Source organism: Rossellomorea sp. NPDC077527 (assembly GCF_044542955.1).
Lineage (GTDB): Bacteria > Bacillota > Bacilli > Bacillales > Bacillaceae_B > Rossellomorea > Rossellomorea aquimaris_E.
The window spans coordinates 89,614-116,229 of sequence record NZ_JBITVL010000002.1; the positions used below are offsets into that span (position 1 = coordinate 89,614).

28 protein-coding genes are annotated in these 26,616 nt (G+C 43.2%); 8 read left to right on the forward strand and 20 right to left on the reverse strand.

The window, feature by feature from the left end; all coding sequences use genetic code 11:
- The first annotated feature begins 34 nt into the window (after positions 1-34).
- Both ACIGG7_RS05685 and namA read left to right on the forward strand, forming a co-directional pair.
- Positions 35-1,186 carry a glycosyltransferase family 2 protein gene (locus tag ACIGG7_RS05685; protein ID WP_397549126.1) on the forward strand — a complete coding sequence of 384 codons (1,152 nt, stop codon included), beginning with the start codon at positions 35-37 and terminating at the stop codon, positions 1,184-1,186.
- A 96-nt stretch (positions 1,187-1,282) separates the two neighbouring features.
- On the forward strand, positions 1,283-2,299 hold the full coding sequence (gene namA, locus ACIGG7_RS05690; RefSeq protein WP_397549127.1) for an NADPH dehydrogenase NamA: 1,017 nt from the start codon (positions 1,283-1,285) through the stop codon (positions 2,297-2,299).
- 54 nt (positions 2,300-2,353) lie between these two features.
- On the opposite strand, the gene ACIGG7_RS05695 is transcribed toward namA, so the two are convergent.
- The 4 genes from ACIGG7_RS05695 to rnz all read right to left on the reverse strand — a co-directional run bounded on the left by ACIGG7_RS05695 (position 2,354) and on the right by rnz (position 5,058).
- Positions 2,354-3,109, reverse strand: coding sequence for a GNAT family N-acetyltransferase (locus tag ACIGG7_RS05695; protein ID WP_397549128.1), 756 nt, complete (start codon positions 3,107-3,109; stop codon positions 2,354-2,356).
- A gap of 65 nt (positions 3,110-3,174) precedes the next feature.
- The gene (locus ACIGG7_RS05700; RefSeq protein WP_397549129.1) at positions 3,175-3,318 is read right to left on the reverse strand and encodes a hypothetical protein; all 144 of its coding nucleotides are present in this window, start codon (positions 3,316-3,318) and stop codon (positions 3,175-3,177) included.
- Between the two features lie 263 nt (positions 3,319-3,581).
- On the reverse strand, positions 3,582-4,121 hold the full coding sequence (locus ACIGG7_RS05705; RefSeq protein WP_397549130.1) for a histidine phosphatase family protein: 540 nt from the start codon (positions 4,119-4,121) through the stop codon (positions 3,582-3,584).
- A gap of 10 nt (positions 4,122-4,131) precedes the next feature.
- Positions 4,132-5,058: a ribonuclease Z gene (rnz, locus tag ACIGG7_RS05710; protein WP_397549131.1), complete on the reverse strand. Its 927-nt coding sequence runs from the start codon at positions 5,056-5,058 to the stop codon at positions 4,132-4,134.
- A 280-nt stretch (positions 5,059-5,338) separates the two neighbouring features.
- On the opposite strand from rnz, the gene zwf reads away from it, so the two are divergent.
- A complete protein-coding gene (zwf, locus tag ACIGG7_RS05715; RefSeq protein ID WP_397549132.1) occupies positions 5,339-6,847 on the forward strand; it encodes a glucose-6-phosphate dehydrogenase in 1,509 nt (502 codons plus the stop codon).
- Positions 6,848-6,863: 16 nt separating this feature from the next.
- Positions 6,864-7,484 carry a cyclase family protein gene (locus tag ACIGG7_RS05720; protein WP_397549133.1) on the forward strand — a complete coding sequence of 207 codons (621 nt, stop codon included), beginning with the start codon at positions 6,864-6,866 and terminating at the stop codon, positions 7,482-7,484.
- A 323-nt stretch (positions 7,485-7,807) separates the two neighbouring features.
- Here ACIGG7_RS05720 and ACIGG7_RS05725 read toward each other — a convergent pair whose 3' ends face one another.
- Positions 7,808-8,644 carry a DUF2935 domain-containing protein gene (locus ACIGG7_RS05725; protein ID WP_397549134.1) on the reverse strand — a complete coding sequence of 279 codons (837 nt, stop codon included), beginning with the start codon at positions 8,642-8,644 and terminating at the stop codon, positions 7,808-7,810.
- Positions 8,645-8,765: 121 nt separating this feature from the next.
- Here ACIGG7_RS05725 and ACIGG7_RS05730 point away from each other — a divergent pair, with 121 nt between their 5' ends.
- Genes ACIGG7_RS05730 through ACIGG7_RS05740 form a run of 3 tightly spaced genes read left to right on the forward strand, consistent with a single transcriptional unit; the run spans position 8,766 to position 12,455 of the window.
- The gene (locus ACIGG7_RS05730; protein WP_397549135.1) at positions 8,766-10,262 is read left to right on the forward strand and encodes a spore germination protein; all 1,497 of its coding nucleotides are present in this window, start codon (positions 8,766-8,768) and stop codon (positions 10,260-10,262) included.
- Positions 10,263-10,272: 10 nt separating this feature from the next.
- Positions 10,273-11,352, forward strand: a complete 1,080-nt coding sequence (locus tag ACIGG7_RS05735; protein ID WP_397549136.1) for a GerAB/ArcD/ProY family transporter — start codon at positions 10,273-10,275, stop codon at positions 11,350-11,352.
- A 5-nt stretch (positions 11,353-11,357) separates the two neighbouring features.
- On the forward strand, positions 11,358-12,455 hold the full coding sequence (locus ACIGG7_RS05740) for a Ger(x)C family spore germination protein (protein ID WP_397549656.1): 1,098 nt from the start codon (positions 11,358-11,360) through the stop codon (positions 12,453-12,455).
- A gap of 53 nt (positions 12,456-12,508) precedes the next feature.
- Here ACIGG7_RS05740 and ACIGG7_RS05745 read toward each other — a convergent pair whose 3' ends face one another.
- The 11 genes from ACIGG7_RS05745 to mce form a co-directional block, all read right to left on the reverse strand.
- Positions 12,509-12,961 (reverse strand): GNAT family N-acetyltransferase, encoded by a 453-nt coding sequence (locus ACIGG7_RS05745; protein WP_397549137.1) that lies wholly within the window; start codon positions 12,959-12,961, stop codon positions 12,509-12,511.
- 90 nt (positions 12,962-13,051) lie between these two features.
- Entirely contained in the window at positions 13,052-13,441 is a 390-nt protein-coding gene (locus tag ACIGG7_RS05750; protein WP_397549138.1) for an iron chaperone, read from the reverse strand.
- 110 nt (positions 13,442-13,551) lie between these two features.
- On the reverse strand, positions 13,552-14,223 hold the full coding sequence (locus tag ACIGG7_RS05755; protein ID WP_397549139.1) for a hypothetical protein: 672 nt from the start codon (positions 14,221-14,223) through the stop codon (positions 13,552-13,554).
- Positions 14,224-14,245: 22 nt separating this feature from the next.
- Positions 14,246-15,346, reverse strand: a complete 1,101-nt coding sequence (locus ACIGG7_RS05760; RefSeq protein WP_397549140.1) for a DUF58 domain-containing protein — start codon at positions 15,344-15,346, stop codon at positions 14,246-14,248.
- Positions 15,343-16,266, reverse strand: coding sequence for an AAA family ATPase (locus ACIGG7_RS05765; RefSeq protein ID WP_397549141.1), 924 nt, complete (start codon positions 16,264-16,266; stop codon positions 15,343-15,345). Before ACIGG7_RS05765 ends, ACIGG7_RS05760 begins: the two co-directional genes overlap by 4 nt.
- A 140-nt stretch (positions 16,267-16,406) precedes the next feature.
- Positions 16,407-17,813, reverse strand: a complete 1,407-nt coding sequence (gene gndA / locus ACIGG7_RS05770) for an NADP-dependent phosphogluconate dehydrogenase (RefSeq protein ID WP_224940271.1) — start codon at positions 17,811-17,813, stop codon at positions 16,407-16,409.
- Between the two features lie 152 nt (positions 17,814-17,965).
- Positions 17,966-19,219 (reverse strand): DNA polymerase IV, encoded by a 1,254-nt coding sequence (locus ACIGG7_RS05775; protein ID WP_397549142.1) that lies wholly within the window; start codon positions 19,217-19,219, stop codon positions 17,966-17,968.
- Between the two features lie 20 nt (positions 19,220-19,239).
- Positions 19,240-19,710, reverse strand: coding sequence for a chemotaxis protein CheW (locus tag ACIGG7_RS05780; RefSeq protein ID WP_397549143.1), 471 nt, complete (start codon positions 19,708-19,710; stop codon positions 19,240-19,242).
- Positions 19,711-20,137: 427 nt separating this feature from the next.
- Complete coding sequence (locus ACIGG7_RS05785) at positions 20,138-21,262, reverse strand: tripeptidase T (RefSeq protein ID WP_397549144.1); 1,125 nt, start codon at positions 21,260-21,262, stop codon at positions 20,138-20,140.
- A gap of 76 nt (positions 21,263-21,338) precedes the next feature.
- A complete protein-coding gene (locus tag ACIGG7_RS05790) occupies positions 21,339-22,886 on the reverse strand; it encodes an acyl-CoA carboxylase subunit beta (protein WP_397549145.1) in 1,548 nt (515 codons plus the stop codon).
- 5 nt (positions 22,887-22,891) lie between these two features.
- The gene (mce, locus tag ACIGG7_RS05795) at positions 22,892-23,305 is read right to left on the reverse strand and encodes a methylmalonyl-CoA epimerase (protein ID WP_397549146.1); all 414 of its coding nucleotides are present in this window, start codon (positions 23,303-23,305) and stop codon (positions 22,892-22,894) included.
- Positions 23,306-23,492: 187 nt separating this feature from the next.
- Between mce and prli42 the strand changes: the two genes are divergently transcribed.
- Entirely contained in the window at positions 23,493-23,588 is a 96-nt protein-coding gene (gene prli42, locus ACIGG7_RS05800) for a stressosome-associated protein Prli42 (RefSeq protein ID WP_397549147.1), read from the forward strand.
- A gap of 47 nt (positions 23,589-23,635) precedes the next feature.
- On the opposite strand, the gene ACIGG7_RS05805 is transcribed toward prli42, so the two are convergent.
- The 4 genes from ACIGG7_RS05805 to ACIGG7_RS05820 all read right to left on the reverse strand — a co-directional run bounded on the left by ACIGG7_RS05805 (position 23,636) and on the right by ACIGG7_RS05820 (position 26,608).
- Positions 23,636-24,139, reverse strand: coding sequence for a L,D-transpeptidase (locus tag ACIGG7_RS05805; RefSeq protein ID WP_397549148.1), 504 nt, complete (start codon positions 24,137-24,139; stop codon positions 23,636-23,638).
- A gap of 20 nt (positions 24,140-24,159) precedes the next feature.
- The gene (locus ACIGG7_RS05810; RefSeq protein WP_397549149.1) at positions 24,160-25,137 is read right to left on the reverse strand and encodes an aromatic acid exporter family protein; all 978 of its coding nucleotides are present in this window, start codon (positions 25,135-25,137) and stop codon (positions 24,160-24,162) included.
- A 105-nt stretch (positions 25,138-25,242) separates the two neighbouring features.
- A complete protein-coding gene (locus ACIGG7_RS05815) occupies positions 25,243-25,959 on the reverse strand; it encodes an amino acid ABC transporter ATP-binding protein (RefSeq protein ID WP_397549150.1) in 717 nt (238 codons plus the stop codon).
- Complete coding sequence (locus tag ACIGG7_RS05820; protein WP_224940261.1) at positions 25,952-26,608, reverse strand: amino acid ABC transporter permease; 657 nt, start codon at positions 26,606-26,608, stop codon at positions 25,952-25,954. Before ACIGG7_RS05820 ends, ACIGG7_RS05815 begins: the two co-directional genes overlap by 8 nt.
- Positions 26,609-26,616 lie beyond the last annotated feature (8 nt).

The following is a 26,616-nucleotide window of genomic DNA, read 5'->3' on the forward strand; positions in this document are numbered from 1 at the left end:
GGTACAATCAAAGCAAAAAAGAAGGTCGACGCACATGAATCTCCTACTCATCTTACTATCAGCTGTCCTAATTGTCTGGATCGTCCTGTCCATCGATGTGTGGAGAGGCCTTTCAAAGCTTACGTCCATTGAAGGATTACCGGTAACGGATAATGGACCCCTTCTTTCTGTTATTGTGCCTGCAAAGGATGAAGAAGAAACCATCACAGAAAGCATTGTATCCCAGCTGAAGCAGGACTATAGCCGAATTGAATGGATTCTCGTCAATGACCGTTCAACGGACTCGACACCGGAGAAGCTTGAAGCACTAGCCGAAATGGACAAGAGGATCCGAATACTTCACATCGACTATCTGGAAGCAGGATGGCTTGGAAAGAACCACGCTTTATTTAAAGGATACGGGATCTCAAAAGGGTCCCTCATCCTGTTTACCGATGCAGATATCCTTTATAAAGATCCATCCACCTTTTCCAGGGCGGTAGCGGTCTTACAATCACGGAAGCTCGACCACCTGACACTGGCTCCCGGCATCAAGTCACAAACCTTCTGGCTAAAAAGCTTTGTTGCATTCTTTTTATTCGGCTTTGCCTTTTATAAGCGACCCTGGAAAGCAAATGATCCTTCCTCTAAGACAGGGATGGGAATCGGCGCCTTCAATCTCGTCACCCGTTCAGCGTACGAGGAGATCGGAACACATGAGAAGCTCAAACATATGCCCGACGATGATCTGCAGCTCGGCATCATCATAAAAAAAAAGGGAAAAAGCCAGGCATTTCTCACTGCCCTAAGGTCCCTCGAAGTTGAATGGTACCACTCGTTGAACGAAGCCTTTAAAGGCCTTGAGAAAAATACGTTTGCCGGTCTCCATTATTCTATCCTGCTTGTATCATTTGCCATGGCGGGCGTATTCTGTTCCACTATACTGCCTTTCTTGACGTTATTCTCAGGAGATCCGCTCATTGCGACGATCAGCCTGCTGATCGTCTTCTTCATCGGCATCACCTACCTGAAAGTGATAAAGGAAATGACGAACGAGTCTCCCACCCTATTTCTTACCCTGCCCGTAACCGCCATGATATTCATCTATTCCATAGCAAGAGCAACATTTCTAACCTTCAAGCGGGGAGGCATTGAATGGCGTGGAACGATTTATCCATTGAAGGACTTGAAGCAAAAAAGAAAATAGAGCACATTTCTTTTCGGGCAAAAATGTTGTTGATATAATCACTGTGTATGACTATTTAGAAACCCGAAATAAATGAGGCCTGGAAGGTGATTGAAGATGAAAGCAAAATTATTTGAGCCATATATGCTTAAAAATGTTGAACTGAAGAACAGAATCGTCATGGCCCCAATGTGCATGTACTCTTCCCACAATGAAGATGGAAAAGTCGAAAACTGGCATCGCACCCACTATACAAGCCGTGCGGTCGGAGGAGTTGGACTCATCATCCAAGAAGCAACGGCGGTTACGCCACAGGGAAGAATTTCGCCACAAGATTTAGGGATTTGGGATGATGAACACATTGAAGGTTTAAAAGAATTAGTAGATCTGATGAAAGAGCAAGGGGCAAAGACGGGTATCCAGCTTGCCCATGCAGGAAGAAAAGCCGTCCTTGAAGGCGATATCCTGGCACCTTCTGCACTCCCATTTAACGATGAGATGAAAACACCGGTGGAAATGTCAGCGAATGACATAGAAGAAACTGTCACCTCCTTCATTAAGGGAGCCGTAAGAGCAAAGAAAGCGGGCTTTGATGTAATCGAGATTCACGGAGCCCATGGATATCTTATCAATGAGTTCCTCTCCCCTTTATCCAATAAACGAACGGATGAATATGGCGGATCTGCAGAAAATCGCTACCGCTTCCTCCGTAAAATCATTGACGGGATCCAGCAGGTGTGGGACGGCCCCCTCCTCGTCAGAGTTTCTGCAAAGGATTATAACGACGAAGGCTTAGACGTCGAGGACTATGTGGTGTTTGCAAAGTGGATGAAAGAACAAGGTGTCGATTTGATCGACGTAAGCTCAGGTGCCCTCGTACCGGCACGCATCCCGGTATTTCCAGGCTATCAGGTGAAGCTTGCAGAGACCATCAAGAACGGAGCAGGCATTGATACTGGAGCGGTCGGACTGATTACAACCGGCATTCAGGCGGAAGAAATCCTGCAAAATGAACGGGCGGACCTAGTCCTGCTTGCACGCGAACTTCTGCGTGACCCCTACTGGCCAAGAACGGCAGCGAAAGAGTTAGGCGTGGAGATCGAAGCGCCTAAACAGTATGAGCGCGGATGGTAATGGTCAATCAGAAGAAATAAAGAGAGCGCGGAACCCCAGGGTTCCGCGCTCCCTTTATTTAAACACCTTCTGCACTTCATACCGAAAACCTAAACAAGTGTAGCCTTGCTTTTGGTACATCAGTCTCGGCGTATCTTCCCCGTCCGCAACCAGAATGACGTTCCTGTCAGGGAACCGGTCCATGACAAATCGTTGCAGTCTGCTGCCGATTCCTTTCTTTTGAAAGGTTTCGTGAACCATCAATCCGTCGATTTCTGCAGAATCTTCTTCAATGATTACATCCACGGACCCGGCAGGAGCACCCTTATAAAAAGCAAGTACCTGCATGATACAGGGATTATCAAAATTACGCTTATGCATGTCTACCTTTTGATCGGCAAAGTCCGGGCCATAGTCCAAATCCTGTTCGGACTGAAAAGCAAGGTAATCATTCAATTCCTTCTTGCTCACTTCCATGACTTCGATGTCGGGATTCACACCCACTGATGGAAATCGATCCGGATCAATGGAATAAAGTTCATTGAATCCGACGTCAAATCCCTCTTGTTTAAAATAGTCCATCAGTTCTTCTGAAGGCTTGTGGTCTTGAGGAAAAAGAAACTTTACATGTTTCTGACCTTTCGATTGATGAAATCCCCTCAAGAAACGGGCGGCCTCTTGGAACTCGTCAAGAGTCGGCTGTTTCATGAATTCCAGGAAGTTACTATCATACCTCGTCAACATTTCCGGATAATGTATGTGCTGATAGAGTGCATTATTTGCTATCAAATGACCCGGATTATAGATATTTTCAAATGTAAATGTTTTCATAGAATATGGACCCCATTTGTCTATTTATTACGCTCTTTTCGCAAAGAATGTTGTTCTTGCACAGACTATGATTTGCAAAGCTCTGTCACCTGAGTGTATGGAAGAGGGTGAAGGGAACTGCTCCGCTTTCCAGGGACGTTCGGCCAAGCCTCCTCAGCAAAAAACGCTTCCGGGGTCTCGGCACGCCCGTTTTCCATAGGAGTCTCCACAGTTCCCTTCCCCCTCTAATGTAGCAAGCATTGACAGAGCAAAATGGTTCATCAATATCAGTTAAGAAGAATATAAGTACTATTTACTATAATTGGTCACTGCAACTACAAGAAAAAAAGAGTTGGTGTAATTTATTCTGACATTTACACTGGTATTACTGAAACATTTATGCTTAGACAGTTGATTGGAGCGGAAACCAACCACTACTCTCTACATCCAAAAGCAACAATGTTTACGAAAACAGCCATTATAATAAACTTCCCTACTCCCAAATACGTCGTACAGAGGCACTCCTCTCTTCTATTTCTACGACATATACATCCGGGTTCGAAAGAGCAAACAGCTCGTCATAACCATAGCGTTCATCAAATAACCTCAAAATCAGCGTCGTTAAATTGCCATGACTCACACAAACGATTCTGTCCTCTTTCTTTTTCACTACTTCATCAATAAAGGATTTCGCCCGCTCCATCGCCATATGATTGGACTCGCCACCAGGTAAGGATAAGGAAAAATCCTCGAAGCTCATCTTCAACTTTTCCATCCAATCGGGAAGATCTTGATCACTCAGTACTCTTTCCCCCAGTCGGTCGTCCTGCTGAATTCTTAGGCCGGAACGTTCGGCAAAGGGGGTGATGGTGTTTACTGCCCTTACGAACGGACTTGAATAAATCGCCTCGACAGAACAGTTTTCTAAAAATGCCGCTAATCGCACCGCCTGACATTCCCCTTCTTTCGTTAAAGGAGCCTGAATCGGCTGCCCTTCTGCTTTCGCATGACGCACAACGTAAATCGTCTTCATTTCCTCACCCCTACTTCTTTATAGGTATGACATACTCTAAGAAATCCCTTGCTATATACGTTTCAGGGAAGACGTCCCTTGCTTCCTTCTCCAGTTCCTCCCATGATTCCTTGGCATAGCGGGAAGAAATATGGGTCAGGAAGAGACGCTTGGCATCGGCTCTCAGGGCCGTTTCGCCTGCTTGTTTCGTCGTGGAATGAAAATACTCCCGGGCCATGTCTTCCTGATCCCTGTTAAAGGTTGCTTCATGGACCAGGACATCCGCACACTTCCCAAGCTCCACTGCATTAGAACAAATCCTTGTATCCCCTAAAATGGTGACGACCCGTCCGGGAATCGACGGCCCGAGAAAATCCTGTCCATGAATCTCCCTTCCATCTTCCAGAAGAACCGTTTCCCCTAATTTTAACCGCCTATACAGAGGACCTGGCCCAACCCCTTGTTCCCGTAATTGATCCACTTTCAGAACACCAGGCTTATCTTTTTCAATCACACGGTATCCGAAGGTCGGCAGTGCGTGATCAAGCTCCATTGCTTCTACACGGAAGCCATCGTCTTCAAAGACGACACCCTCCTCGATTTCCATCACTTCTAGTGGGTATTGAAGATGGGTCCTGCTGACGGAGAGGGATACCTCAATATACTCTTTGATCCCCTTCGGACCATACACCGTCAGTAGCGATTCTCCCCCTTGGAATGAACGGCTCCCAAGTAGCCCAGGCAATCCGTAGATGTGATCACCGTGCAGGTGGGTGATGAAAATCTTCTCGATTCTTCTCGGTTTTAAGCTTGTATGTAAAATTTGATGCTGTGTCGCTTCCCCGCAATCAAAGAGCCACACGGCACCACGTTCCTCCAATAACTTCAGTGCGATACTGGTCACATTGCGGAGTTTGGCAGGCACACCGGCACCCGTACCCAAAAATAACAATTCCACTTCTTTCACTCCTCAGATGAGCTATTCTGTCTCCATTTTAGCATAATCCCCGTCTTTTTACCCTTTCACGGAAAAGGAGTCATAAGAATGAAAATTAAAGCCAACATAAGGACGAAGATGTTTGCACACACAATAAAACGTTTTCAAGAAAATGCATGGAAAAAGTCCTCAGCATATAATTTGCTAAATGAATCAGAAGTCTTTAAAATTAAGTAATTGTATAGGATATTAAATAAGAAGAAACGCGTAAATAAGGGTTACAACAAGATAAAGTGAGGTCATGACATTGAATAATCCAACAACACCAACATCTCTGATTACGATCTTCGGAGCGACTGGTGATTTAGCCAAAAGAAAACTATATCCATCTCTTTATCATTTGTTCCGTAAAGGGAAAATTTCAAAGCGTTTTGCCGTTGTAGGTGTAGCACGACGGGAATGGTCTAATGAAGAATTCCAGGAACACGTTAAAACATCGGTACATAAGGCGTTAGGCAGCAACGAAAACATCGATGAATTTGTTTCCCATTTCTATTATCAGCCGAATGATGTCTCAAACAGTGATTCATACAAAGCACTCAAGAACTTATCAGATGAGCTGGATGAAACATATGAACTAGAAGGAAATCGCGTCTTCTACTTAGCGATGGCTCCTGAATTCTTCGGAACGATTACAGAGCAGTTGAAAAACCAAGGATTAACCGATACGAATGGCTTCCAGCGACTTGTGATTGAAAAGCCGTTCGGTCACGATTTGCCTTCAGCTGAAAAACTGAACAGCCAAATCCGTGAATCGTTCTCTGAAGATCAAATCTATCGTATTGATCACTATCTTGGAAAAGAAATGGTGCAGAACATCGAAGTCATCCGTTTCTCCAACGCGCTGTTCGAACCTCTTTGGAACAACCGTTATATTTCCAACATCCAGGTTACTTCCTCTGAAGAACTTGGTGTAGAAGATCGCGGGCGCTATTATGAGAAAAGCGGGGCCCTGCGCGATATGGTTCAGAACCACTTGCTTCAAATGGTCGCCCTCTTAGCCATGGAGCCGCCGATCAAATTGACAACGGATGAGATCCGCAGTGAAAAAGTGCGTGTTCTAAGATCACTTCGTCCATTTGAACAAGAAGAGGTCAAGGATTACTTCGTTCGTGGCCAATACGGACCAGGTAAAGTTGGGAATCAGGATTTACCAGGCTACCGTGAAGCAGAAAACGTCGATGAACAGTCCAATACGGAAACCTATGTTGCCGGTAAGTTGATGATTGATAACTTCCGTTGGGCAGGTGTCCCATTCTATATCCGTACGGGAAAAAGAATGGAGGCAAAATCAACGAAAATCGTCATCCAGTTCAAGGATATCCCGATGAATCTCTATTACAATCCGGACAAACCTCTTGCTCCGAACCTGCTGGTCATTCACATCCAACCTGAAGAAGGCATCACCCTTCACCTGAACGTGAAGAAATCCGGACAGAACATCGAAACGACTCCGGTGAAACTGAACTTTGCCAACACAAGCGTGGATGGGATGAATACACCGGAAGCATATGAAAAACTCCTTTTCGATTGCCTTCGCGGAGACGCAACGAACTTCACTCATTGGGATGAAGTGAAGCTGTCCTGGGCATTTGTCGACAAAATCTCTGAAGTATGGGAACATACACGTGACGGAGAATTCCCGAACTACGAAGCAGGCTCAATGGGGCCCAAAGCCGCTGACAATCTGCTGGCGAAAGACGGCTTCTCCTGGTGGCCGATTGCCAACCTCGATGTAGACCAATGCTAAGAAAGGTGTGGAACCAATGAAAATTTATGACGTAACAGCCCCGATTTTTAACGGGATGCCCGTTTACAAAAACAAACCAGAGAAACAACCGAGTATCGAAACGAATACAAACGGCCATGTGACGGAGTCAAGACTCTCGATGGATGTTCATACAGGAACTCATGTTGACGCTCCACTTCACATGATCAACGATGGAGAAACCATCGAAACCATTGAAATCGAAAAGCTCGTTCGCCCCGTTAAAGTATTTGAATTAACAGAGGTCGATGAAAAGATTAGCCTGAAGGATATTCAAGGCTTGGAAATTGAAGAGAATGATTTTATCCTCTTCAAAACGAAGAATTCATGGGATACTGAGTTCAACTTTGACTTCATCTATGTAGCGGAAGACGCTGCAGCACACCTTGCTGAGAAGAAAATCTCAGGTGTGGGAATCGATGCACTGGGAATTGAAAGAGCCCAGGAAGGACACCCGACCCACCGCAGCCTGATGGGAAGCGGCGTCATCATCATGGAAGGCCTTCAACTGAAAGATATCGAAGCAGGTCAGTACTTCATGGTGGCAGCACCTCTTAAAATCCAAAACACCGATGCATCACCGGCACGCGTGCTGTTGTTTGATGAAATGATTGGGTAACTATTTGTTGCAGACTCTCTGGCATATCGCCGGGGAGTCTTTTTATGTAGAGGAAAGTCCTTCTACAAACATTCCCTTTGCCCCCAATTTAATCGTGAATGGATTAAAACAAGTTGTTTTTTGAAAGATGAGACACTTTCAGCAGAACTTGTGCCAGTTTTGGGTGAACTTGTGCCAGTTCATGGGAAACTTGCGCCACCTTCGAGAAAACTTGTGCCACTTCCTATTAAACTTGAGCCAAAAGGTGAATGAAAATGATTGTAATGGTCCATCATGGTGTTCTTTAGACTTTACAACATACACAAAGCCTGAGGGACACTTCCTCAGGCTTTGTTATCTTTCCTCAAAGTTGGTTTTGTCAGCTTACAATCCGGATAGTGAATGGCAGGTGCATAATAAGAAAGCTTCTTCATAAAATAACAGGCTTCAGGAAAGTGATGTTCAAGAAATCGGAGTGTCGAATTATTAAGTACTTCATCATTAACATACTGATTTAATACTTCCTCTACTAATTGGGTAAAGGCGACTACCTGGATCGAAACGTCTTCTGCGAATCGTATTTGAGCGGGGAAACCAGGCTGAGTAAAATGCAAATATCCCTTGAACATATCATTTTTAACCATAAATTGAGAAAACTGTACCATTAACGCATTTCCCTTTTCAATTAAATCAATTTCCGCGCTATCCAATATATCTACGAGCAATGCTGCATGCCCCCGTTGGTCATCAAGCCACAAGTCCATTAAATCCACTAGTGGAAGTAATGGATACTCCTCACCTCTCGTATAGCTTTGTAAAATTCTTAGGTATTCCCTGTTTTCTGCCAAAGTTCCATTCAAATAGCTCGGTGATAAATTTAAGTTCACCTGATTGTACAGCCGTAAATGTAGAAGATGCCCTTCAAATGTGTAATATTGATACGAAACCTCCTGTGCCCATTCTGAAAGCTGAATCATTTCAGGAGCTGATACCGGAAGGTCTCTAGGAATTTTCATCATCTCTTTCTCAACATTTTCAAACCATTCAATGTAGTACTCTGCTTGAGTGACCCACTTTACTTCTGTCGGGCTTAAATAATCTCGGATAAAATAAGCATGATCTTTAAGGATCCCTAGCCAGAATTCATGTTCTTGCCAAGGTGTTATATTCTCAAACCCCATATATACTCCTCCTCCAACATTCTTCTACTTAACCTTATTAAGAGAAATAAGGCTTCATGCTTAGAATAGAAAAGTCTTTTTAGGAAAAAATAGCACAAACTGCAAATAAAGAGGGTTTAGTATGGGCTTACTATCATTCGTGAAAAAAATGACTTTAAAAGAGGAAAGCATACCAACTGAAAGACATCCAATATCTTCGTCTGACATTGACATACATTCCCTGGATTTCAGCCATATAGTAGACCAATTTCAAAACTGCGAAGATTTACGATTCCGCCATTTTAAGGAGCTAGGCATTCAACTTATTTATTTTGACAACCTTGTAGATAAACAGATCCTTAACGAAGGGATATTGAACTGGATCAACAAAGGAAACACCAATGAATTACACCGTGAAATAGATTCATCCGGACTAAAGGAAATCACATCAAATAAGCAAGCAGTGATTGACGTTCTCAATGGGGATGTCGTTCTTTCATTTGAAGATCGAGTATTTTCTTTACAGGCTGTTGGTGCGGAGAACCGGAGCATAGAAGAATCTGAAACAGAATCAATTATTTTAGGACCACATGATTCCTTTATTGAATCAGCAGATGTGAATATCTCTATGATTCGAAAACGCTTAAAAAGCTCTCATTTAAAAACCATCAACTTAAGTGCAGGTGAAATTACGAAAACCTCTATCACAATCATGTATCTTGAAGATATTGCCCCTAAAGAGGAATTGGAATACTTAAAGAAACGCATCAACGATATTGAATATAGTGGAATTCTCGACACGAACATTCTCGTACAGATGATTGATGATCAGCCGCTCTCTCCTTTTCCCCAATTTTTCACAACAGAACGCCCAGATGTAAGTGCTTCTAAATTGTTGTCAGGGAAAATGGTCGGTATCGTGGATGGAAGTCCTTACGTTTTTTGTGCACCGGTCAGTTTTTTTGACTTCTTTCAGTCCGTGGATGATTACAGTCAAAGATGGATAACCGGAACCTTTATACGATTACTGAGGATGTTCGCTTTCGTCATAACGGTTGCTTTTACAGCCATCTATGTTTCCGTTACGACTTTTCATTATGAAATGGTGCCTCAGGAATTACTGCCAAGTCTCATTGAATCTCGTAGTAAAGTACCGTTTCCTCCATTAATTGAAGCGATCTTTCTTGAATTGGTCATTGAACTTCTAAGAGAGGCGGGAGCCCGCCTCCCTACTAAGATCGGGCAAACGATCGGAATTGTAGGGGGGATTGTCATCGGACAGGCGGCTGTAGAAGCTGGCATAACAAGTAACATCCTTATTATCGCTGTTGCTGTTTCTGCCATCTCTTCTTTTGTCATCCCCAGCTATGTGATGAGTGCTTCCATCAGAATCGTCCGTTTTTCTTTTATTTTACTGGCTGGATTCTGGGGAAACATGGGCTTGGTATTCGGACTGGGATTGTTGGTCATTCACTTGACTACATTGACATCACTTAAAACACCTTACATGATTCCATTTTCTCCAACCTTCTTTAACGATTGGCTCGACACAATCATCAGGGCACCTTACATGTTCATCAAGGATCGCCCGGAACAAATCAAAACCAGAAATGAAACGATTAATAAGATGAAAAAGTAGGCGATGCAATATGAAAGAAAAGCTCCATCCCTTTCAAGTAGCGTTACTCATATACATGATTCAATCAGGCGTAACACTATTTAGCATTCCGAGACTATCCGCGGAAGCCTTTGGCACGAACGGATGGATCGGGATCGTCATTTTATTTGGAATAGTTACCTTAAATATATTATTGATTGGATTAGTAAACAAATATGGGCACGGCCAATCACTCTTTATAATCATTGAAAATATTTTTCCAAAGTGGCTGTTCGTTCCTTTTTACCTTTTTTTAAGTATTATCTTTACCCTTCTCGCAACCCTGGTTACGAAAAAGTATATTTTGCTATTACAAATGTTATTTTTCAGGGATACCCCTTCCATCGTTTTTGTGGGCATGTTTTTTATTCTCAGCTTCTTTTTATTGAAAGGATGCATTTATGAAATAGGAAAAGCGACCGTCATTTTATTCTTTATGACGATATGGACCATGCTCTTACTTACCTTTCATCTTTCTGAATTCAGTTTTACACGAATGACAACCTTCATGATGAAGGGGGATAAAGATCTATTTTCAGGAGGCATAAATGTTTTTTCAGCCTTTCTCGGCTACGAACTGAGCTTATTTCTCATTCCATATGTCCAAAAGAATTTTACAAAAGGAGTTTTCTTTGGAAATGCCATCACGTCGTTCATCTACATCTCCGTCAGTTTTGTTTGTTATGGATTCTTCAGCTTTGAATACATCATCCATGATCTATATCCTGTTATCTCATTAATCGAATATGTGAAGTTTCCCTTTGTAGAAAGAGTGGAGAATCTCATTTTCACCCTATTTGCATTAAAGGTCTTGATTACCGTGGTCATGTATTTATGGGCAAGCAAAGAGTTGATTTCACACTCATTTCAGAAACTCCGACCAAATTTCATCAGTTTACTCCTGTTAACGGTCGGAACGCTCATTTCCTTCATACCGGATATTATTAGAGAGGTCGATCAATGGCTCACTTGGTTAACTTATTTTGATATTGGAATCGCTTTTTTATTGCCGATTTTTTTACTTCTTTTGATAGGGCTGAATAAGGTGAAACAGAAAAAGGTGACATTATGAAATTTATGTATGTGTTCATTTTACTTCTATGCATACTTTCAGGTTGCGAAAAAAATATTATTGATAAATTAGGTATGCTGGATGCAGTCGGATATGACCTTTCAGATGATAAGGAGAAACCGCTTATGGTTACTATTAACTACCCTAATGTAACGAAACAGGGATTGTATCAAAACAAGATCCTTTCAGTGGACGCCAAATCCAGCAAGGATTCAAGAATTCGATTCAACCACCGTTCGAATCTAAAAATTGTAAGTGGTCAGATAAATGTAGCACTGTTTGGATCCGATTTAGCAAAGATAGGGGTTAAAGAAATTTTAGATACTTATATGAGAGATCCGAGTCTCGGTACAAGGGTATACCTTGCCGTCGCAGAAGGAACAGCTCGAGAGATATTGGAGTTTAAGCCAGTTGAAGACACGAACAGTTCATTATATCTGCGCACATTTTTAGAAAAACTGGACAATGAAAATGAAAGAATAAACTATAACACCTACCAATTTAACCGGGATTATTTTGATGATGGCATCGATCCAATTATGCCCTATTACACGATCAAGGATCAGAATATTAACATTGATGGATATGCGTTATTTGATGATGACCATTTTGTTCATCATCTCTCCCCCACTCTTTCAGGCGTTCTATTCACCTTGCGTAAAGAAACACCGAAAGGAACGTTCAGCTTTGAAATCGCTCCCCCTGATGATAAACATGCCTTTCCTTACCAATTAATGTTTGATTATCGAAAAACAAAATGGGATATTGATGTTGAAATAAAGGATCATAAGCCGATTTCTGTCAACATAGCTATTGAGCTTAGAGGAAGCGTTCTGGAGTACACCAAGGATGAACTGACAGATTCCGAAAAAACACAAAAGAAGATGGAAAAAGAAATCAATGAATATTTAATGGGAAAATCCAAGGAATTACTGAAGCTCACCCAGGAGCTTGGAGTAGATCCCATTGGAATAGGTAGCTATGTACGAAACAAACTCTCCTATGAGGATTGGAAGAAATTAAATTGGGATGAGGTTTATCCTACTATTGAAACCAACGTGGATATAAAAATGCAATTAGTAAATACAGGACAAACAAAATAAATAGAGTATGATAATAAAGATAAGCACCCTACCTCGTAGGGTGCTTAAGTAAATCATCTTTCTTTCAAAACTAAACTCATTTCAATTTCATCTTCAGATTGATTGATTGTTGTAAATCCTACTTTTTCATAAACACGAATGGCTGCTTTATTTTGTGCGTCCACAACTAACTTTACCTCGTCATGTTTACCGTTATAATGTTGGATGCCAAACTCTATCCCCTCTCGCACGAATTTCGCTCCCAGTCCTTTCCCTACTAAAGAAGGTTTTAAAGCTAACCCAATCTCCAAAGTGCTTCCATCTGAATTGAATTCGAATAATCCAACCGTGTCATTTTCCAAGATAGCTGCAAACCCCTCGCAACCACCAGGACCTATCAACCTCCCCGTCTTATTGAATGAATCAAAATAAGGAGTCATCAGTACTTCCTCTATAAATCCCTCATAATTCCAAGCGTCAATTTCTTTTAAATACACCATATTGATTGGTTTAAATGTAAAATACACTCTATCTTCTCCTCTATGGACCATAATGGCTGTATTGGGTCTGTATTTTATTATCGTTCAAGTCCTCAATTAGTGAAATAGAAGATTAAACTATTTTTTCTTTTTTGATTTATTTTCCGCCTTCTCTTCATTCTCGGCCACCCTGAATGTTACGATTTCCCGAATCAACTCATAGGGAATGGGCCTATTCAACGGAAATTGCACGGATGCTTTTGCGGTCTTATACTCTGTCATTTTATCTTTAAACGCATTGATTCCACTAGGCGTTGGGTAGAATCCAATATGATTTTTATAAGCCGCAAAATGAACCAGGTTTCCATGTAGTGCAAAGGTAGGCATTTGATAGCTGATCTTCTCCTTTGCATTAGGGACCGTCATAGTAATAACTTCTCTTAAGGATTGTAAACGTTCCTGGACGTTTTCTGGGAATTGTGAAATATATTCATCGACGGTCGTAAAAGACTTCTTGTTTTCTTCCATTATTATGGCTCCTTTCAAAACGAAAAAAATGGTCTAAAACAAAGGGATGCTTCATTCATTTTATCGTAAGAAATCCGGTGGTGTCATCTCCCCAAACGGACTTATAATCTCTATTTTAATAATTTCTTCAATAAGCGTATTTCTTTATGAGTAAATGACTTCCCACCGTAGCGAACCTTTTCATAAACCGGTATGACCTCAGTTGGTCCTTTAATCCGCTTGAACCACTCTTGGATTGTCTCGTGGTTCTTTTTTCTATTTATGATGTTTAATTGAGTCTCCCAGTCTTTCAACATTTGACGGATTTCGTTCAACTTTTCCTCAGAGAGGGTAATGACGCCATCCTTTAGAGGCTCTAATTGATCTTGTTTAATGACATGCTGGTTGTTAGATATTTGTGCTATATCTTCTTTTTTCTCTTTCCTCTTTTTCTTGCGGCGATGGTACAATAAGAGCCACGCAGCTGTTAGAACTACGAAGACCCCATACTTCTTTGCAGCATCCAGAATTCCTTTACCACTACTACCATTTTCACCGAAAAAGGGATCCACGAACCAGGGTAAAGGTTCATCCACCTCAATAGGCTTATCGAGTCTCTTCTGTTCAAGGGTCCTCCCTTCTTCCCCGGGACCCAGACTGAGGTTACTCTCCCCGCCGCTATCCTCTACATAGTAATACTTCTTGATTTTTTCAGTCGTGTTATTAGATATAGTCATTAATAACAGACTAGAAACGGCACAGATGAGAATAAAAAGAACGGATACCCCTGCTTTCTTCAACATGAACCCTCCCCTCATAACGTTTTCACCGTTTGATGTGTAGAAGCTCTCTGCGCCTGGCTGGTTCAGGCGGAGTTCCGATAATCAAACCTAGTGACCTTTTGTCTTTACCCTTCTGTGAATGATGAAAGAAGTGTTCGGTTGAAAAATATCTTCCATTGGGGTCGATAAGTGCAAGCGTCTCGATCAACCTCCTCAATTGCGTGCGGTCGAGATCGTTCTTGAGACGCATGATTTCATGATGTTCGGTCGCATAATTCACCCACAGTTCTACCTTGCACCCCTCTTTTATCAAGTACAAGCAGACAGACACGGTGTATTCGATCAACTCTTCCATGTCCTTCCTGAGGTGAAACTGGCCCGTTCCGACCATGTTAAGAAAGATGGAATAGGCATCCCCGTGAACTTTTTGATATTTTTTCGCAAGGAGCCTATTCTCTTTGGCTGTCGCAAGCCAGTGAATATGTCTGAAACTTTCATTTTCATAATCTTTTGTTCCTATTATGCTCGTCTCATCTAGAAACAAAGAGGTATTGGCCTGTCTAAATCCCTGAAGCATGGATTTCAACTTCATATCATGAATCTCTCCTATCCGTGGAAGGATTTTAAATGAAGGGAGTTCAACCTCTCTATATTCCACTCGATACGTTTGCAGGAACATGGGATCTCCAAGTAATAATTCAAGATTGCTCCATCGATGAATCCCCCTGCTTTTCCCTTTCAAGGATACGGTAAACGTTTTTTGAGATTTAGCCGGGAGGTCTAGGAACAAGGAGTAGATGCTTTTCTCACCTTTACTGCTTGTGAACACGAGCTCACGGTCACTCCTCGTCTCTATATTCAATTTGAGGCGATACAATGGGAGAGCAGAGTCATTTCTGACCTCAATATGGCAGGTAAACGTTTCATCGATGCTTGAAGCGTCATGGTATTTCTTTACGATCCATGAAAGTTTCTTATACTGGATATTCAAGTAAATCCTCGAGCATAGAGCCATTGAAAGAACCAGGAAGAAAAGAAATACAAGGAAGCTATATCCTGCGAAACTGCTGATAATGAGCAGGATCCCGTTCAAGAGCAAGACCATCGGGGCGAAGAAAAAGGGTGGTTCCTTATGTAGTTTCATTGTGTTTCTACCGGGACGGACGTGCTGTCAAGTATCTCGTGTAGGATGGCTTCTTTCGATGTCTTTACTTCCCCTTCCACATTCAATGAGATTCTATGAGCCAACAGAGGCAGGGCGAGTTCCTTCACATCTTCCGGCGTGCTGAAATCCCTTCCGTACAGGAAAGCCCTTGACTGGATCGCCTTCATATAGGCAAGGGAACCACGGGGACTTACCCCTACATCCACATATTTATGCTGCCTCGTCTTTTGGACGATGTCCATCATATAATCTTCTATTTCTTCTGAGACCAGGACATTTTTTACTCTCTGCTTTAACTGGAGAATCTCATCAATGGAGATGACACTCTCGATAATTTCAAAAGGGTTTGAAGAACGGAATCTCCTTAACATCATTTTTTCTTTTTCTGGCGAGGGGTACCCTTGCCTGATGGTGAGGAGGAAACGATCGAGCTGAGCATCCGGCAAGGGAAAGGTACCAATGGAATCATATGGATTTTGCGTGGCAATGACACAAAAGGGCTTGGGCAAATGATACGTGGAACCCCCAAGCGTGACATGCTTCTCTTCCATCAGTTCGAGAAGGGCGGACTGGGTCCTTGGAACGGCACGATTAATCTCATCGATGAGGAGGACGTTATTGAACACAGGTCCCTTCCGAACTTTAAAGTCGCTCGTTTTCACATCAAAGTATTCCTGCCCCACGATATCCGAAGGTAGAGTATCTGGAGTAAACTGGAGACGGTTAAATGACCCGTCGATGCTTCTTGAAAAGCATTTCGCCATGGTGGTCTTCCCCGTACCCGGTACATCCTCCAGCAGCACATGACCATCGCTCAATAAGGCGATGATCATTAATTCTATTTCTTTCTCTTTATCGATCATGACTTTGGCTATATTTTCTTTTATCGATTGAAGCATGTCTCCACCCCTATATTTATATGTAATATAATGGTAACATATCTTATTTCATTAGAGGTGCAAATTTTCGAAAACTCTGTTTATTTCACATACAAAAAAACCCCTCTCCTATCGAATAGAAAAGGGGCTTTCTCGTTCTATTATTTCATCCACTCGGTATGGAAAATACCTTCTTTATCCACACGCTCATAAGTGTGTGCACCGAAATAATCCCGTTGAGCCTGGATCAGGTTCGCAGGAAGCGTCTCTGTCCGGTAGCTGTCGTAATAAGAGAGGGCCGCTGAGAAACCAGGTACCGGTACACCGTTCTGGACGGCTACACTGATGACTTCTCGAAGTGCGTATTGATAACTTTCGACGATCTCTTTAAAGTATGGATCCAGTAAAAGGTTCGCCAGTTTAGATTCACGGTCATACGCTTCTTTGATCTTTTGAAGGAACTGAGCACGGATGATGCACCCTCCACGGAAGATCATCGCGATATCTCCGTATTGGAGATCCCAATTATATTCATCAGAAGCAGAACGCATTTGCGCAAACCCTTGTGCATACGAACAAATCTTACTCATATAAAGAGCCTTCCGAATCGATTCAACCAATGCTTCTTTATCACCATCAAAAGCTTTCGCATCAGGACCCTTCAGCATTTTGCTCGCTTTCACACGCTCATCTTTAATGGCAGAGATGAAGCGGGCAAAGACGGACTCCGTGATGATCGGTAAGGAAACGCCAAGATCCAAAGCACTTTGGCTTGTCCATTTACCCGTCCCTTTTTGACCGGCTTTATCAAGGATGACGTCAACCATAGGTTTTCCGGTTTCTTCATCTTTCTTCGTGAAGATATCGGCGGTAATCTCGATCAGGTAGCTGTCAAGCTCGCCTTTATTCCAGTCGGCAAATACTTCATGCAGTTCTTCGGCACTTAAGCCGAGGACATTCTTCATCAGGAAGTACGATTCTGCAATCAGCTGCATATCTCCGTACTCGATTCCATTGTGAACCATCTTCACATAGTGACCTGCACCATCTGGACCGATATACGTGGTACAAGGATCTCCGTTTACCTTCGCCGCGATGTCTTTCAAGATAGGAGCGACAAGATCATACGCTTCCTTCTGTCCACCAGGCATGATGGAAGGACCCGTAAGAGCACCTTCTTCCCCACCGGATACACCTGTCCCGATAAAATGGATGCCTAGTTCGCTTAATTCCTGATTGCGTCGACGCGTATCTTCGAAGAACGTATTTCCTCCATCGATCAGGATATCCCCTTTTTCAAGGAAAGGCTTCAATTGTTCAATTGTCGCATCTGTCGGATTTCCCGCCTTGACCATCAAAAGGATCTTTCGGGGTCTTTCCAACGAGTTGACAAATTCTTCAATCGTATATGTAGGAACGACATTCTTGCCCTTTGATTCGTCCATCATCTCGTCCGTTTTTTCACGGGAACGATTGTAAACAGAAACAGAGTATCCCCTGCTTTCAATATTCCATGCTAAATTTTTACCCATTACGGCTAAGCCGATCACACCAATTTCTTGAGGCATAGTCAACGTCCTTTCATCTATAGATTCATGATTATTCATCTTTCAATGTCACGACTAAAGTCTATTTCAATCTAACAAGAATGGAGTTGTGATGCAAATAATCCGTCCCGCGGAGTCTGTCATCTATTATAAGGTGTCCCCTTTTGGCCATGTCATTCCCTCAAAAAATCTTTATTGAAGCTTGTGTCCTGTTTTGAGTCAAAGGACCTCTTCTTGTTTTTCCCCTTTACACCCTGGGAGATGGAGTCTTTCCCAAATTTGTCCTGAAGCTTGGTCAATACGTTGTATAGCGGTTCCTTTTCAGCCACTTTCTCAAAAGAAAAGATGTCCAGCTGCTCCGTGGCTTCACTTTTTTCCACCACATCCTGGGCAGTGACCCCTAATAGCCTTACAGGATCGCCATCCCAATGCTTTAAGAAAAGGTCTTTTGCATGGTGGTATAGATCTTCCTTTTTGTAAATCGGATTTTCTACTTTTTTGCTACGTGTGATGGTTTTCCTGAATTTATCACGAATCATCAGTTGAATCGTCGTTCCTAGAACGTCTTTTTGTTGAAGACGGGAAGACACCTTTGCACATAGTTTCTCTACAACAATTAAAAGCTCATGTTGATTTGTTGTGTCCTTGGGTAACGTAGTCGAATTTCCGACGCTCTTGTAATCATAAATGGACTCCGGATCCACATTTCTTCGATCGATCCCATTGGCACGTTCCTTAAGACGAACTCCATTGATCCCAAGTAGGGACTTAAGCTGAATATCATTGGCATGAGCCAAATCACTGCATGTGTGAATGCCGATCGAATTCAGCTTCTCGGCGGTTTTTTGGCCGATCCCATGCATTTCAATGACGGGAAGAGGCCAAATCTTCTCAGGGATATCACGTTTTCGTAGTACGGTGATTCCCATCGGTTTTTTCATATCAGATGCGGTTTTAGCCAAAAATTTATTAGGAGCCACCCCGATGCTGCAGGGTAAATCCAGTTGTCCTTGAATCTGGGATTGGATATCCGAGGCAATTTGTAGAGGAGTTCCCTTATCATATGAGTCCGTGATATCGACATACCCTTCATCTATAGAAACAGGCTCCACTAATTCTGAGTACTGTCTGAGAATATCAAATATTCCTTTGGAGGCTGCACGATAGCGGTCGAAGTTAGGCGTCATGATGATCAAATTCGGGCATAATTTTTTGGCTTCCCAAAGAGGCATCGTCGTTTTCACGCCAAAGCTTCTCGCTTCATAACTGCATGTCACGATGATGCCCCGCCTTTCTTCGGGATTTCCTGCTATGGCCAAAGGCTTTCCCTTCAATGTTGGATCAAAGGCCATCTCGACCGAGGCATAGAAACTATTCATATCAACATGAAGGATCACTCGTCCGTTTTTTGGATAATGAGAGTTCATTGCAATCGCGCTTTCTTTGTTTAATTTTGATGAGTTTTTTGCTCGTTTACGTAGTCCTTTACTTCTTTCATACCATCGAGGCTCTTAACTAAAACATTGGGATCAATTTGGGTGATCATCGAATCCTCAAGGTTGATGACTCCTGAAAAATAGTTGGTTTTAGAATAGGCAAGCAGACCTACATCCGTGAACGAGTCAACAGGTACTTCAATGATTTCTTTTGCTTCCTTCACGACCAGGCCAACCTGCATCGTTTCTGTGTCGATGACAAGAAGAAACAATCCTTTTAAAGATTCTGAAGAAGTATGATACAGGATATCCGATAAATCCAGTACTGGAATCAGCTCTCCTCTCACCTTGGTGATTCCGCGTACAAATGAAGGCAAATGAGGGATACTCCTCACTTCTTCTACTTTTTCGATTGATACTACATTTTCAATAGGTAGAGCATATTCTTCTTTTCCGGCATGAAATACGACGACTTTCGGCATCTTACTAACGTCCCCTCTCAAACTCTAGATATGTATACTACTAATGTACCATAATTTAGAAAGGATAGGTGCTGGTTTGAAAGAAGAAAATGTCCACGAACGAAGGGATACCCTATTGTTCGTGGACATTTGAATGTATTTTAGGGGCTATCGCATCTGGGCAAAGCCCCTCCGCTTTTCTTTGTCCAGCTTCGGGGCTTAGAGGCTCGAGGTCATAAGTTAAACCTACCAAAAAGGCAAAGTGCGCCTTTCCGGTAGGTTCACCTTATGCTTGTCGCATCTGGGCAAAGCCCCTCCGCTTTTCTTTGTCCAGCTACGGCGGCTAGGCCCTCGAGGTCATAAGCTAAATCCGGCAAAAAGGCAAAGAGCGCCTTTCCGCCGGATTCAGCTTATGCTTGTCGGGCCTACCAAAGCCGCCTCCGCTTTTCTATTCCCCAGCGACTTCCTGAATGATGGCTACTACCATTTCAGAGAGTTTGTTTAGTTCTTCTACAGGCATTCTTTCACTCTTCGTGTGGATTTCTTCGTAGCCTACTGCAAGATTGACAGTAGGCACTCCGAATCCTGCGATGACGTTTGCGTCGCTGCCGCCTCCGCTAGTAAGAAGTTCGCTTGGACGACCGATTTTCTTTGCGGCACGCTTCGCCACTTCCACTACTTCGTCACCGTCTTTGAACTTGAATCCAGGGTACATGACCTGTACTTCCACTTCCGCTTTGCCGCCCATTTCTTCGGCTACGGATGTGAAGGCCGCTTTCATTTTCTCTACTTGTGCTTCCATTTTCTCAGGGACAAGTGAACGTGCTTCCGCTAAGATATCCGCTTGCTCGCATACGATATTCGTTGCTTTTCCGCCTTCAAAGCGACCGATATTCGCAGTCGTTTCTTCATCGATCCGTCCTAGAGGCATTTTGGAGATGGCTTTGGCTGCAATCGTGATCGCCGAAACCCCTTTTTCAGGAGCAACACCTGCATGGGCTGTTTTCCCGTAGATCGTCGCTTTTACTTTAGCCTGAGTAGGCGCTGCTACGATGATGTTCCCTACTTTTCCATCACTATCAAGTGCGAAACCGTATTTCGCTTTTACGAGCGATGAATCAAGGGCTTTTGCTCCAACAAGGCCAGATTCTTCCCCTACGGTAATGATGAACTGGATATCACCGTGAGAAATATTGTTTTCTTTCAATACACGTACAGATTCAAGCATCGTCGCAAGACCTGCTTTATCATCTGCTCCAAGAATGGTCGTACCGTCAGAGTAGATGTAGCCATCCTCTTTAAGGGTCGGCTTCACCCCTTTTGCAGGAACCACCGTATCCATATGGGAAGTGAAGTAAATCGTATCGACTCCTTCTTTATTCCCCTTTAATGTACAGATCAGGTTTCCGGCACCATGTCCTGTTTCACCCATCGTATCATCTTCGAACACTTCTACCCCAAGATCAGAGAACTTCTTGGTTAAGACTTTCGCAATTTCCGCTTCTTCTTTCGTTTCGGAATCAATTTGAACCAATTCCAGGAATTCATTTAATAAACGTTCATGATTTATCATTTAGTAGACCTCCACAAATATGTATTCACTCCTATAGTATAGCGTGAATAGTCAAGGACAACAAATGGAATCACTTTTACAATGGAATATTGCCGTGCTTTTTCTTCGGACGCTCTTCCCTCTTGTTTCGCATCATTTCCAGCCCCTGTATCAGCTTGATGCGGGTTTCACGTGGGTCGATGACATCATCGACCATACCACGTGATGCCGCCACATAAGGATTCGCAAATTTCTCACGGTATTCCTCGATCTTTTGTTCACGAAGCTCTTCCGGATTCTCACTGCCTGCGATTTCCCTGGCAAAAATAATATTTGCCGCACCTTGAGGTCCCATGACGGCGATTTCGGCATTCGGCCATGCAAATACTAAATCTGCCCCGATCGATTTACTATTGAGGGCTACATACGCCCCTCCATAAGCTTTTCGTAGGATCACGGTCATTTTCGGAACCGTCGCTTCTGAATAGGCATAAAGAATTTTCGCACCATGGCGAATGATTCCTCCATGCTCCTGCTTGATACCTGGGAAGAATCCTGTTACATCCTCGAATGTAATCAAAGGAATATTAAAGGAATCACAGAACCGGATGAAGCGGGCCGCTTTGTCAGAAGAATCGATGTCAAGTCCCCCTGCCATGAATTTCGGCTGGTTGCATACAAGGCCGACAACCTCGCCTTTGATGCGGGCCAAACCAACCACAATGTTTTTCGCGAATTCCTTCTGTACTTCCATGAAGCTGCCTTCATCGACGATTTCGTTGATGACCGTTCGGACGTCGTACGGACGGATGGCATCGAATGGAATAAGATCCGTTAAGTTGGCACGGTAATCATCTTCTTCATTCACTTTCAGACGCGGAGCTTTTTCCTCATTATTTTGAGGTAAATAAGCTAACAGTCTTCGAACCTCTTGTAACACTTCTTCCTCGGTCTTCCCCCTGAAATGGGCATTGCCGCTTATGGAGTTATGAACCTTTGCTCCGCCAAGGTCTTCTGAACTGATCTTTTCACCTGTCACGGTTTCGATCACTTTAGGTCCCGTGATAAACATTTGACTGGTATCATCCACCATGAAGACGAAATCCGTGATGGCAGGTGAATAGACCGCTCCACCGGCACATGGCCCCATAATAACGGATATTTGAGGAATCACCCCAGAGTAGATGGCATTCCGGTAGAAGATATGACCGTAGCCATCCAGGGAGACGACTCCTTCTTGGATCCTTGCTCCGCCTGAGTCATTCAATCCGATGAACGGAGCACCGTTTTTAACAGCCAGGTCCATCACATGGGAAATCTTCTTTGCGTGCATCTCTCCCAATGCCCCTCCAAATACAGTGAAATCCTGTGAGAATAAGTAAATCGGCTTACCGTTTACTTTCCCGTATCCAGTCACGACCCCGTCCCCTGGACCTTGCATTCCATCCAACCCAAAGTCTGAGCATCTGTGCTCGATGAATGGGTTCAATTCCACAAAGCTTCCCGGATCGACTAACAGATCGATTCGTTCCCTTGCTGTCAACTTTCCTTTCTCGTGCTGTTTATCTATTTTTTTATCACCGCCGCCAAGCTCCACTTCTCTTCTGCGATCGTATAATTCATTTATTTTTTCATAGATATCCATTATGGTTACTCCCCCTTGATGTTGGTTTTATCACAAAGTTCATATAGCACGCCGTGTGCCGATTTCGGATGCAGAAATGCGACGGAAGCCCCGCCTGCACCCGGCTTCGGAGTATCATTGATCATTCGTACGCCTTTGGTTCGTAGTTCCTCGATTCGTTCCTCGATTCCTTCAACCCCAAAGGCTATATGGTGAATTCCTTCTCCCCTTTTTTCAATGAATGATGCAATCGGGCTTTCTTTATGTAGTGGCTCCAGTAACTCCAGCTTAAGGTTCCCGCTATCCAGGAATGCTACCTTCACACCTTGATTTCCCACTTCTTCAATCTTGAGTAATGTAAGACCGAGAGTACCTTCGTAAAATGCGAGAACATTGTCTATTGATGATACTGCTATTCCGATATGATCTACCTTTTTCATCCCTATCATCCCCCTGTTGTTTGCATGCTCCACCCTATAGTATTCCATACACGGTGTCGGATTTCCTCCTATTTCGCCGAATAATTAAAGCGTTTTCTTTTATTCCGGTGGTTGTCTTCTATCACCATTCACGATAAAATAGAGTTGAAAATTATCTCATGCTTAATTGGGAGAATGGAGCGATACGATGGGTAATAAAAAAGTTCAAAAGATCATTGTATTAGTCATGCTGTTTGCGATGATTGCAACCACGATCATGGCAGGGTTGACGTTCTTATTATAGAAAATAAAAGGATCTGCTTTTCGATTGGTCGAAAAGCAGATCCTTCTTTATTTTATTGCCCCATACTCTTTTCCGAGCTGTTGAAAGCTTTTATTTGTTCTCACCACGAGTACTTTTGTACCGATGGGGACTTTATCGAAAAGAGCTTCAACCTGTTTGTTGTGCATCCGGATACATCCGTTGGAAATATATCTGCCTATACTTGAAGGCTGATTTGTCCCGTGAATCCCGTAAATCCTGCCGTCCGTTCCTTTGGCATCAAAACCGATCCAGCGTGTCCCTAGCGGGTTTCTTGGATCTCCGCCTGGAATGTTTTTTTTGCGGTAATAAGGATTTTTGGCTTTGACCGTCACATTGAATAAGCCTTCTGGAGTCAGCTCTGTAGTTTTCCCCGTTGCGATAGGGAAAGGTCCATGGATGGTGCCTTCGGCTATGAATGCTAATTGATTATTTTCCTTGTTCACAATCATAAATGGATCTCCAGGAATCGGGTTCCTTCCGAGAGGCCAGATGGGAGAGGCAAACAATAGGATGGCAAGAAGTAAACGCATCTTATCACCTTTTTCATGTTTTAGGTGTAGTTTGCTTCACTTTCATGCTTTTTTATTCCTTTAAACGAACTCTTAAGGAGGAGGTACTGCTCCATCTCCTGAACAAACTGATAAAGAGCGGCACGGGTTTCGAATTCTTCCCTCGTTTTGGGTAACTCCATCTGCTCGAACTCCACTTTCATATCATACAGTTTTTTTAAGTAAAAGAGCGCCGTGTTTCCAGGATGAATATGATCGCTCAGTTCTTCCAGGAATTCTGCAATACGATGTCCCTGCTCAACCGTTAGCGATATGGATGTGGCAATCGGCAGGATACGCTGAAGGATTTCAAATTGCTTCTCCCTCATTTTAAAATATAAATAGTATAAGTTCTCGTCTCTTAAAAAATGGTTTTCTACATCTTTGAAGGCAATCGTCTTCGCCTCTTTGAGCAATTGCTCCGTATCCGTGATTTCCTTGCCGTCCCAATCGCTGTCATTTGTCTTTAAGTAATTGATCATTTCGCAGAAGATCTTATAAAAGTTGGCTTCGATTTTCTCCTGATAGTCGATCATCTGTTTGTCGACACTTGGCATATACAAGTTCATCAGGAGGGCAATTCCGATCCCGATCACGATGATTCCCAATTCATTTTCAAACAGCCCAAGAGTGACGTGTCCCGCTGAGTAAACATGAAGGATGATGACGGAACTTGTGACAATCCCCTCTTTTATGTTCAGTTGGACGGTAATGGGAATGAACACGAGGAGCAGCAAACCGATGACCGCAGGGTGATAGGCGATGAACTCAAAAAATCCGGCAGAAAAGATCATCGCAATGACGCATGCCAGGAAGCGGCTCCATGATGCGTTAACCGATTTCTTCTTCGTATTTTGAATGCACAGGATCGTCAATATCCCGGCCGATACGAAGTTATCCAGATGGAACCACTGTGCGAGGCTGATGGCAGCCGCGGTACCGATTCCGGTCTTTAGTGTCCGATATCCGATTCGAAACATTCATCTTTCTCCTTACTACTTCATTTTTTAGCTTCTTTAGAATACCACAAACTGTGTTGAACATAAAAAGAAGGATTAACGGCCCGTGCCGTTAATCCTTTTAGACTACAATATCTTCTCGAGAAACTCCTTTCCCCTGTCACTTTGAGGACTAGAGAAAAATGCTTTAGGCTGTCCCTCTTCAACAATCTTCCCATCATCCATGAAGAGGATCCTATCCGCTACTTCCCTTGCAAATCCCATTTCATGGGTGACGATGATCATCGTCATGCCTGATTGAGCAAGAGATTTCATGACGTCGAGAACCTCTTTCACCATTTCAGGATCAAGGGCAGACGTCGGTTCGTCAAATAACATGACCTTTGGCTCCATGGCAAGTGCTCTTGCAATTGCCACACGCTGTTTCTGCCCACCCGATAAACGGTTCGGATATTCTTCACTTTTTTCTTTCAAACCAACTTTTATCAAGAGGTCCGTCCCCAGTTTCTTCGCTTCTGCTTTGTTCAAGCCTTTCACTTTCACTGGAGCGTATATGACATTTTCCAAAACGGTCATATGAGGAAAGAGGTGAAAATGCTGAAATACCATCCCGACGTCCTGTCTGACTTTGTTAATGTTTTTTCCCTTTACGAGGGCTTCTTCAAAGTATATCGATCCTGAAGTAGGCTCTTCTAAATGATTCAGGCATCGCAATAAGGTGGATTTCCCAGAACCGGAGGGACCGATCAACGCAACGACTTCCCCTTTTTCAACCGAGAAGTCAATCCCTTTAAGTACTTTCAGTTTTCCAAACGATTTAGTAATGTTTTCTCCATTAATCATTACGAAGTCTCCCTTCCAGCACTTTCCCGAGTAGAGTCAAAATCATGACAAGCACATAGTAGATCAGCCCAGCGAATAATAACGGTTCAAAGAAGGAGTATAAGTCACTTCCCACCATATAAGAACGTCTCATTACATCTGCTGCACCGATGACGGTGACGATGGCGGATTCTTTAGTAAGGGTGATGAATTCGTTCATCAACGCAGGCAGGATATTCTTGATCGCCTGCGGCAAGATCACATCTTTCATCATTAAACGATAAGGGACTCCAAGAGCCATTGCAGCTTCCTTTTGCCCTTTATCCACTGCATTGATCCCAGCTCGGATGATTTCTGATATATAAGCAGCCGAATTCAGTGAAAACGCTAGAATAGCGGCTGAGTATGGTTCAATTTGTGTCCCGAACAGCTGAGGCGAACCGTAAAAAATGATCATCAGCTGAAGAACGAGAGGTGTTCCCCTGAAGATGGACGTATAAAGGTCGGCAAGCAGTGTTAAGGGTTTGATGGAACTTATTTTGCAGAGAGCAAGAAGGATACCGAATGCAAATCCAAGTACCCCTGATAACGCGACAATCTTAAGCGTGACCTTCAATCCTTCCAGAATAAAAGGGATTGAAGGGATCAATTGTTCAAAATCTAGCGGCATGAAAATCT

Coding starts and splice junctions, on each gene's coding strand:
- ACIGG7_RS05685 (WP_397549126.1), top strand. CDS start 35: ATGAATCTCCTACTCATCTTACTATCAGCTGTCCTAATTGTCTGGATC.
- namA (WP_397549127.1), top strand. CDS start 1,283: ATGAAAGCAAAATTATTTGAGCCATATATGCTTAAAAATGTTGAACTG.
- ACIGG7_RS05695 (WP_397549128.1), bottom strand. CDS start 3,109: ATGAAAACATTTACATTTGAAAATATCTATAATCCGGGTCATTTGATA.
- ACIGG7_RS05705 (WP_397549130.1), bottom strand. CDS start 4,121: ATGAAGACGATTTACGTTGTGCGTCATGCGAAAGCAGAAGGGCAGCCG.
- zwf (WP_397549132.1), top strand. CDS start 5,339: ATGACATTGAATAATCCAACAACACCAACATCTCTGATTACGATCTTC.
- ACIGG7_RS05720 (WP_397549133.1), top strand. CDS start 6,864: ATGAAAATTTATGACGTAACAGCCCCGATTTTTAACGGGATGCCCGTT.
- ACIGG7_RS05725 (WP_397549134.1), bottom strand. CDS start 8,644: ATGGGGTTTGAGAATATAACACCTTGGCAAGAACATGAATTCTGGCTA.
- ACIGG7_RS05730 (WP_397549135.1), top strand. CDS start 8,766: ATGGGCTTACTATCATTCGTGAAAAAAATGACTTTAAAAGAGGAAAGC.
- ACIGG7_RS05735 (WP_397549136.1), top strand. CDS start 10,273: ATGAAAGAAAAGCTCCATCCCTTTCAAGTAGCGTTACTCATATACATG.
- ACIGG7_RS05740 (WP_397549656.1), top strand. CDS start 11,358: ATGTATGTGTTCATTTTACTTCTATGCATACTTTCAGGTTGCGAAAAA.
- ACIGG7_RS05750 (WP_397549138.1), bottom strand. CDS start 13,441: ATGGAAGAAAACAAGAAGTCTTTTACGACCGTCGATGAATATATTTCA.
- ACIGG7_RS05755 (WP_397549139.1), bottom strand. CDS start 14,223: ATGTTGAAGAAAGCAGGGGTATCCGTTCTTTTTATTCTCATCTGTGCC.
- ACIGG7_RS05760 (WP_397549140.1), bottom strand. CDS start 15,346: ATGAAACTACATAAGGAACCACCCTTTTTCTTCGCCCCGATGGTCTTG.
- ACIGG7_RS05765 (WP_397549141.1), bottom strand. CDS start 16,266: ATGCTTCAATCGATAAAAGAAAATATAGCCAAAGTCATGATCGATAAA.
- gndA (WP_224940271.1), bottom strand. CDS start 17,813: ATGCCTCAAGAAATTGGTGTGATCGGCTTAGCCGTAATGGGTAAAAAT.
- ACIGG7_RS05775 (WP_397549142.1), bottom strand. CDS start 19,219: ATGAACTCTCATTATCCAAAAAACGGACGAGTGATCCTTCATGTTGAT.
- ACIGG7_RS05780 (WP_397549143.1), bottom strand. CDS start 19,710: ATGCCGAAAGTCGTCGTATTTCATGCCGGAAAAGAAGAATATGCTCTA.
- ACIGG7_RS05785 (WP_397549144.1), bottom strand. CDS start 21,262: ATGATAAATCATGAACGTTTATTAAATGAATTCCTGGAATTGGTTCAA.
- ACIGG7_RS05790 (WP_397549145.1), bottom strand. CDS start 22,886: ATGGATATCTATGAAAAAATAAATGAATTATACGATCGCAGAAGAGAA.
- mce (WP_397549146.1), bottom strand. CDS start 23,305: ATGAAAAAGGTAGATCATATCGGAATAGCAGTATCATCAATAGACAAT.
- prli42 (WP_397549147.1), top strand. CDS start 23,493: ATGGGTAATAAAAAAGTTCAAAAGATCATTGTATTAGTCATGCTGTTT.
- ACIGG7_RS05805 (WP_397549148.1), bottom strand. CDS start 24,139: ATGCGTTTACTTCTTGCCATCCTATTGTTTGCCTCTCCCATCTGGCCT.
- ACIGG7_RS05810 (WP_397549149.1), bottom strand. CDS start 25,137: ATGTTTCGAATCGGATATCGGACACTAAAGACCGGAATCGGTACCGCG.
- ACIGG7_RS05815 (WP_397549150.1), bottom strand. CDS start 25,959: ATGATTAATGGAGAAAACATTACTAAATCGTTTGGAAAACTGAAAGTA.
- ACIGG7_RS05820 (WP_224940261.1), bottom strand. CDS start 26,608: ATGCCGCTAGATTTTGAACAATTGATCCCTTCAATCCCTTTTATTCTG.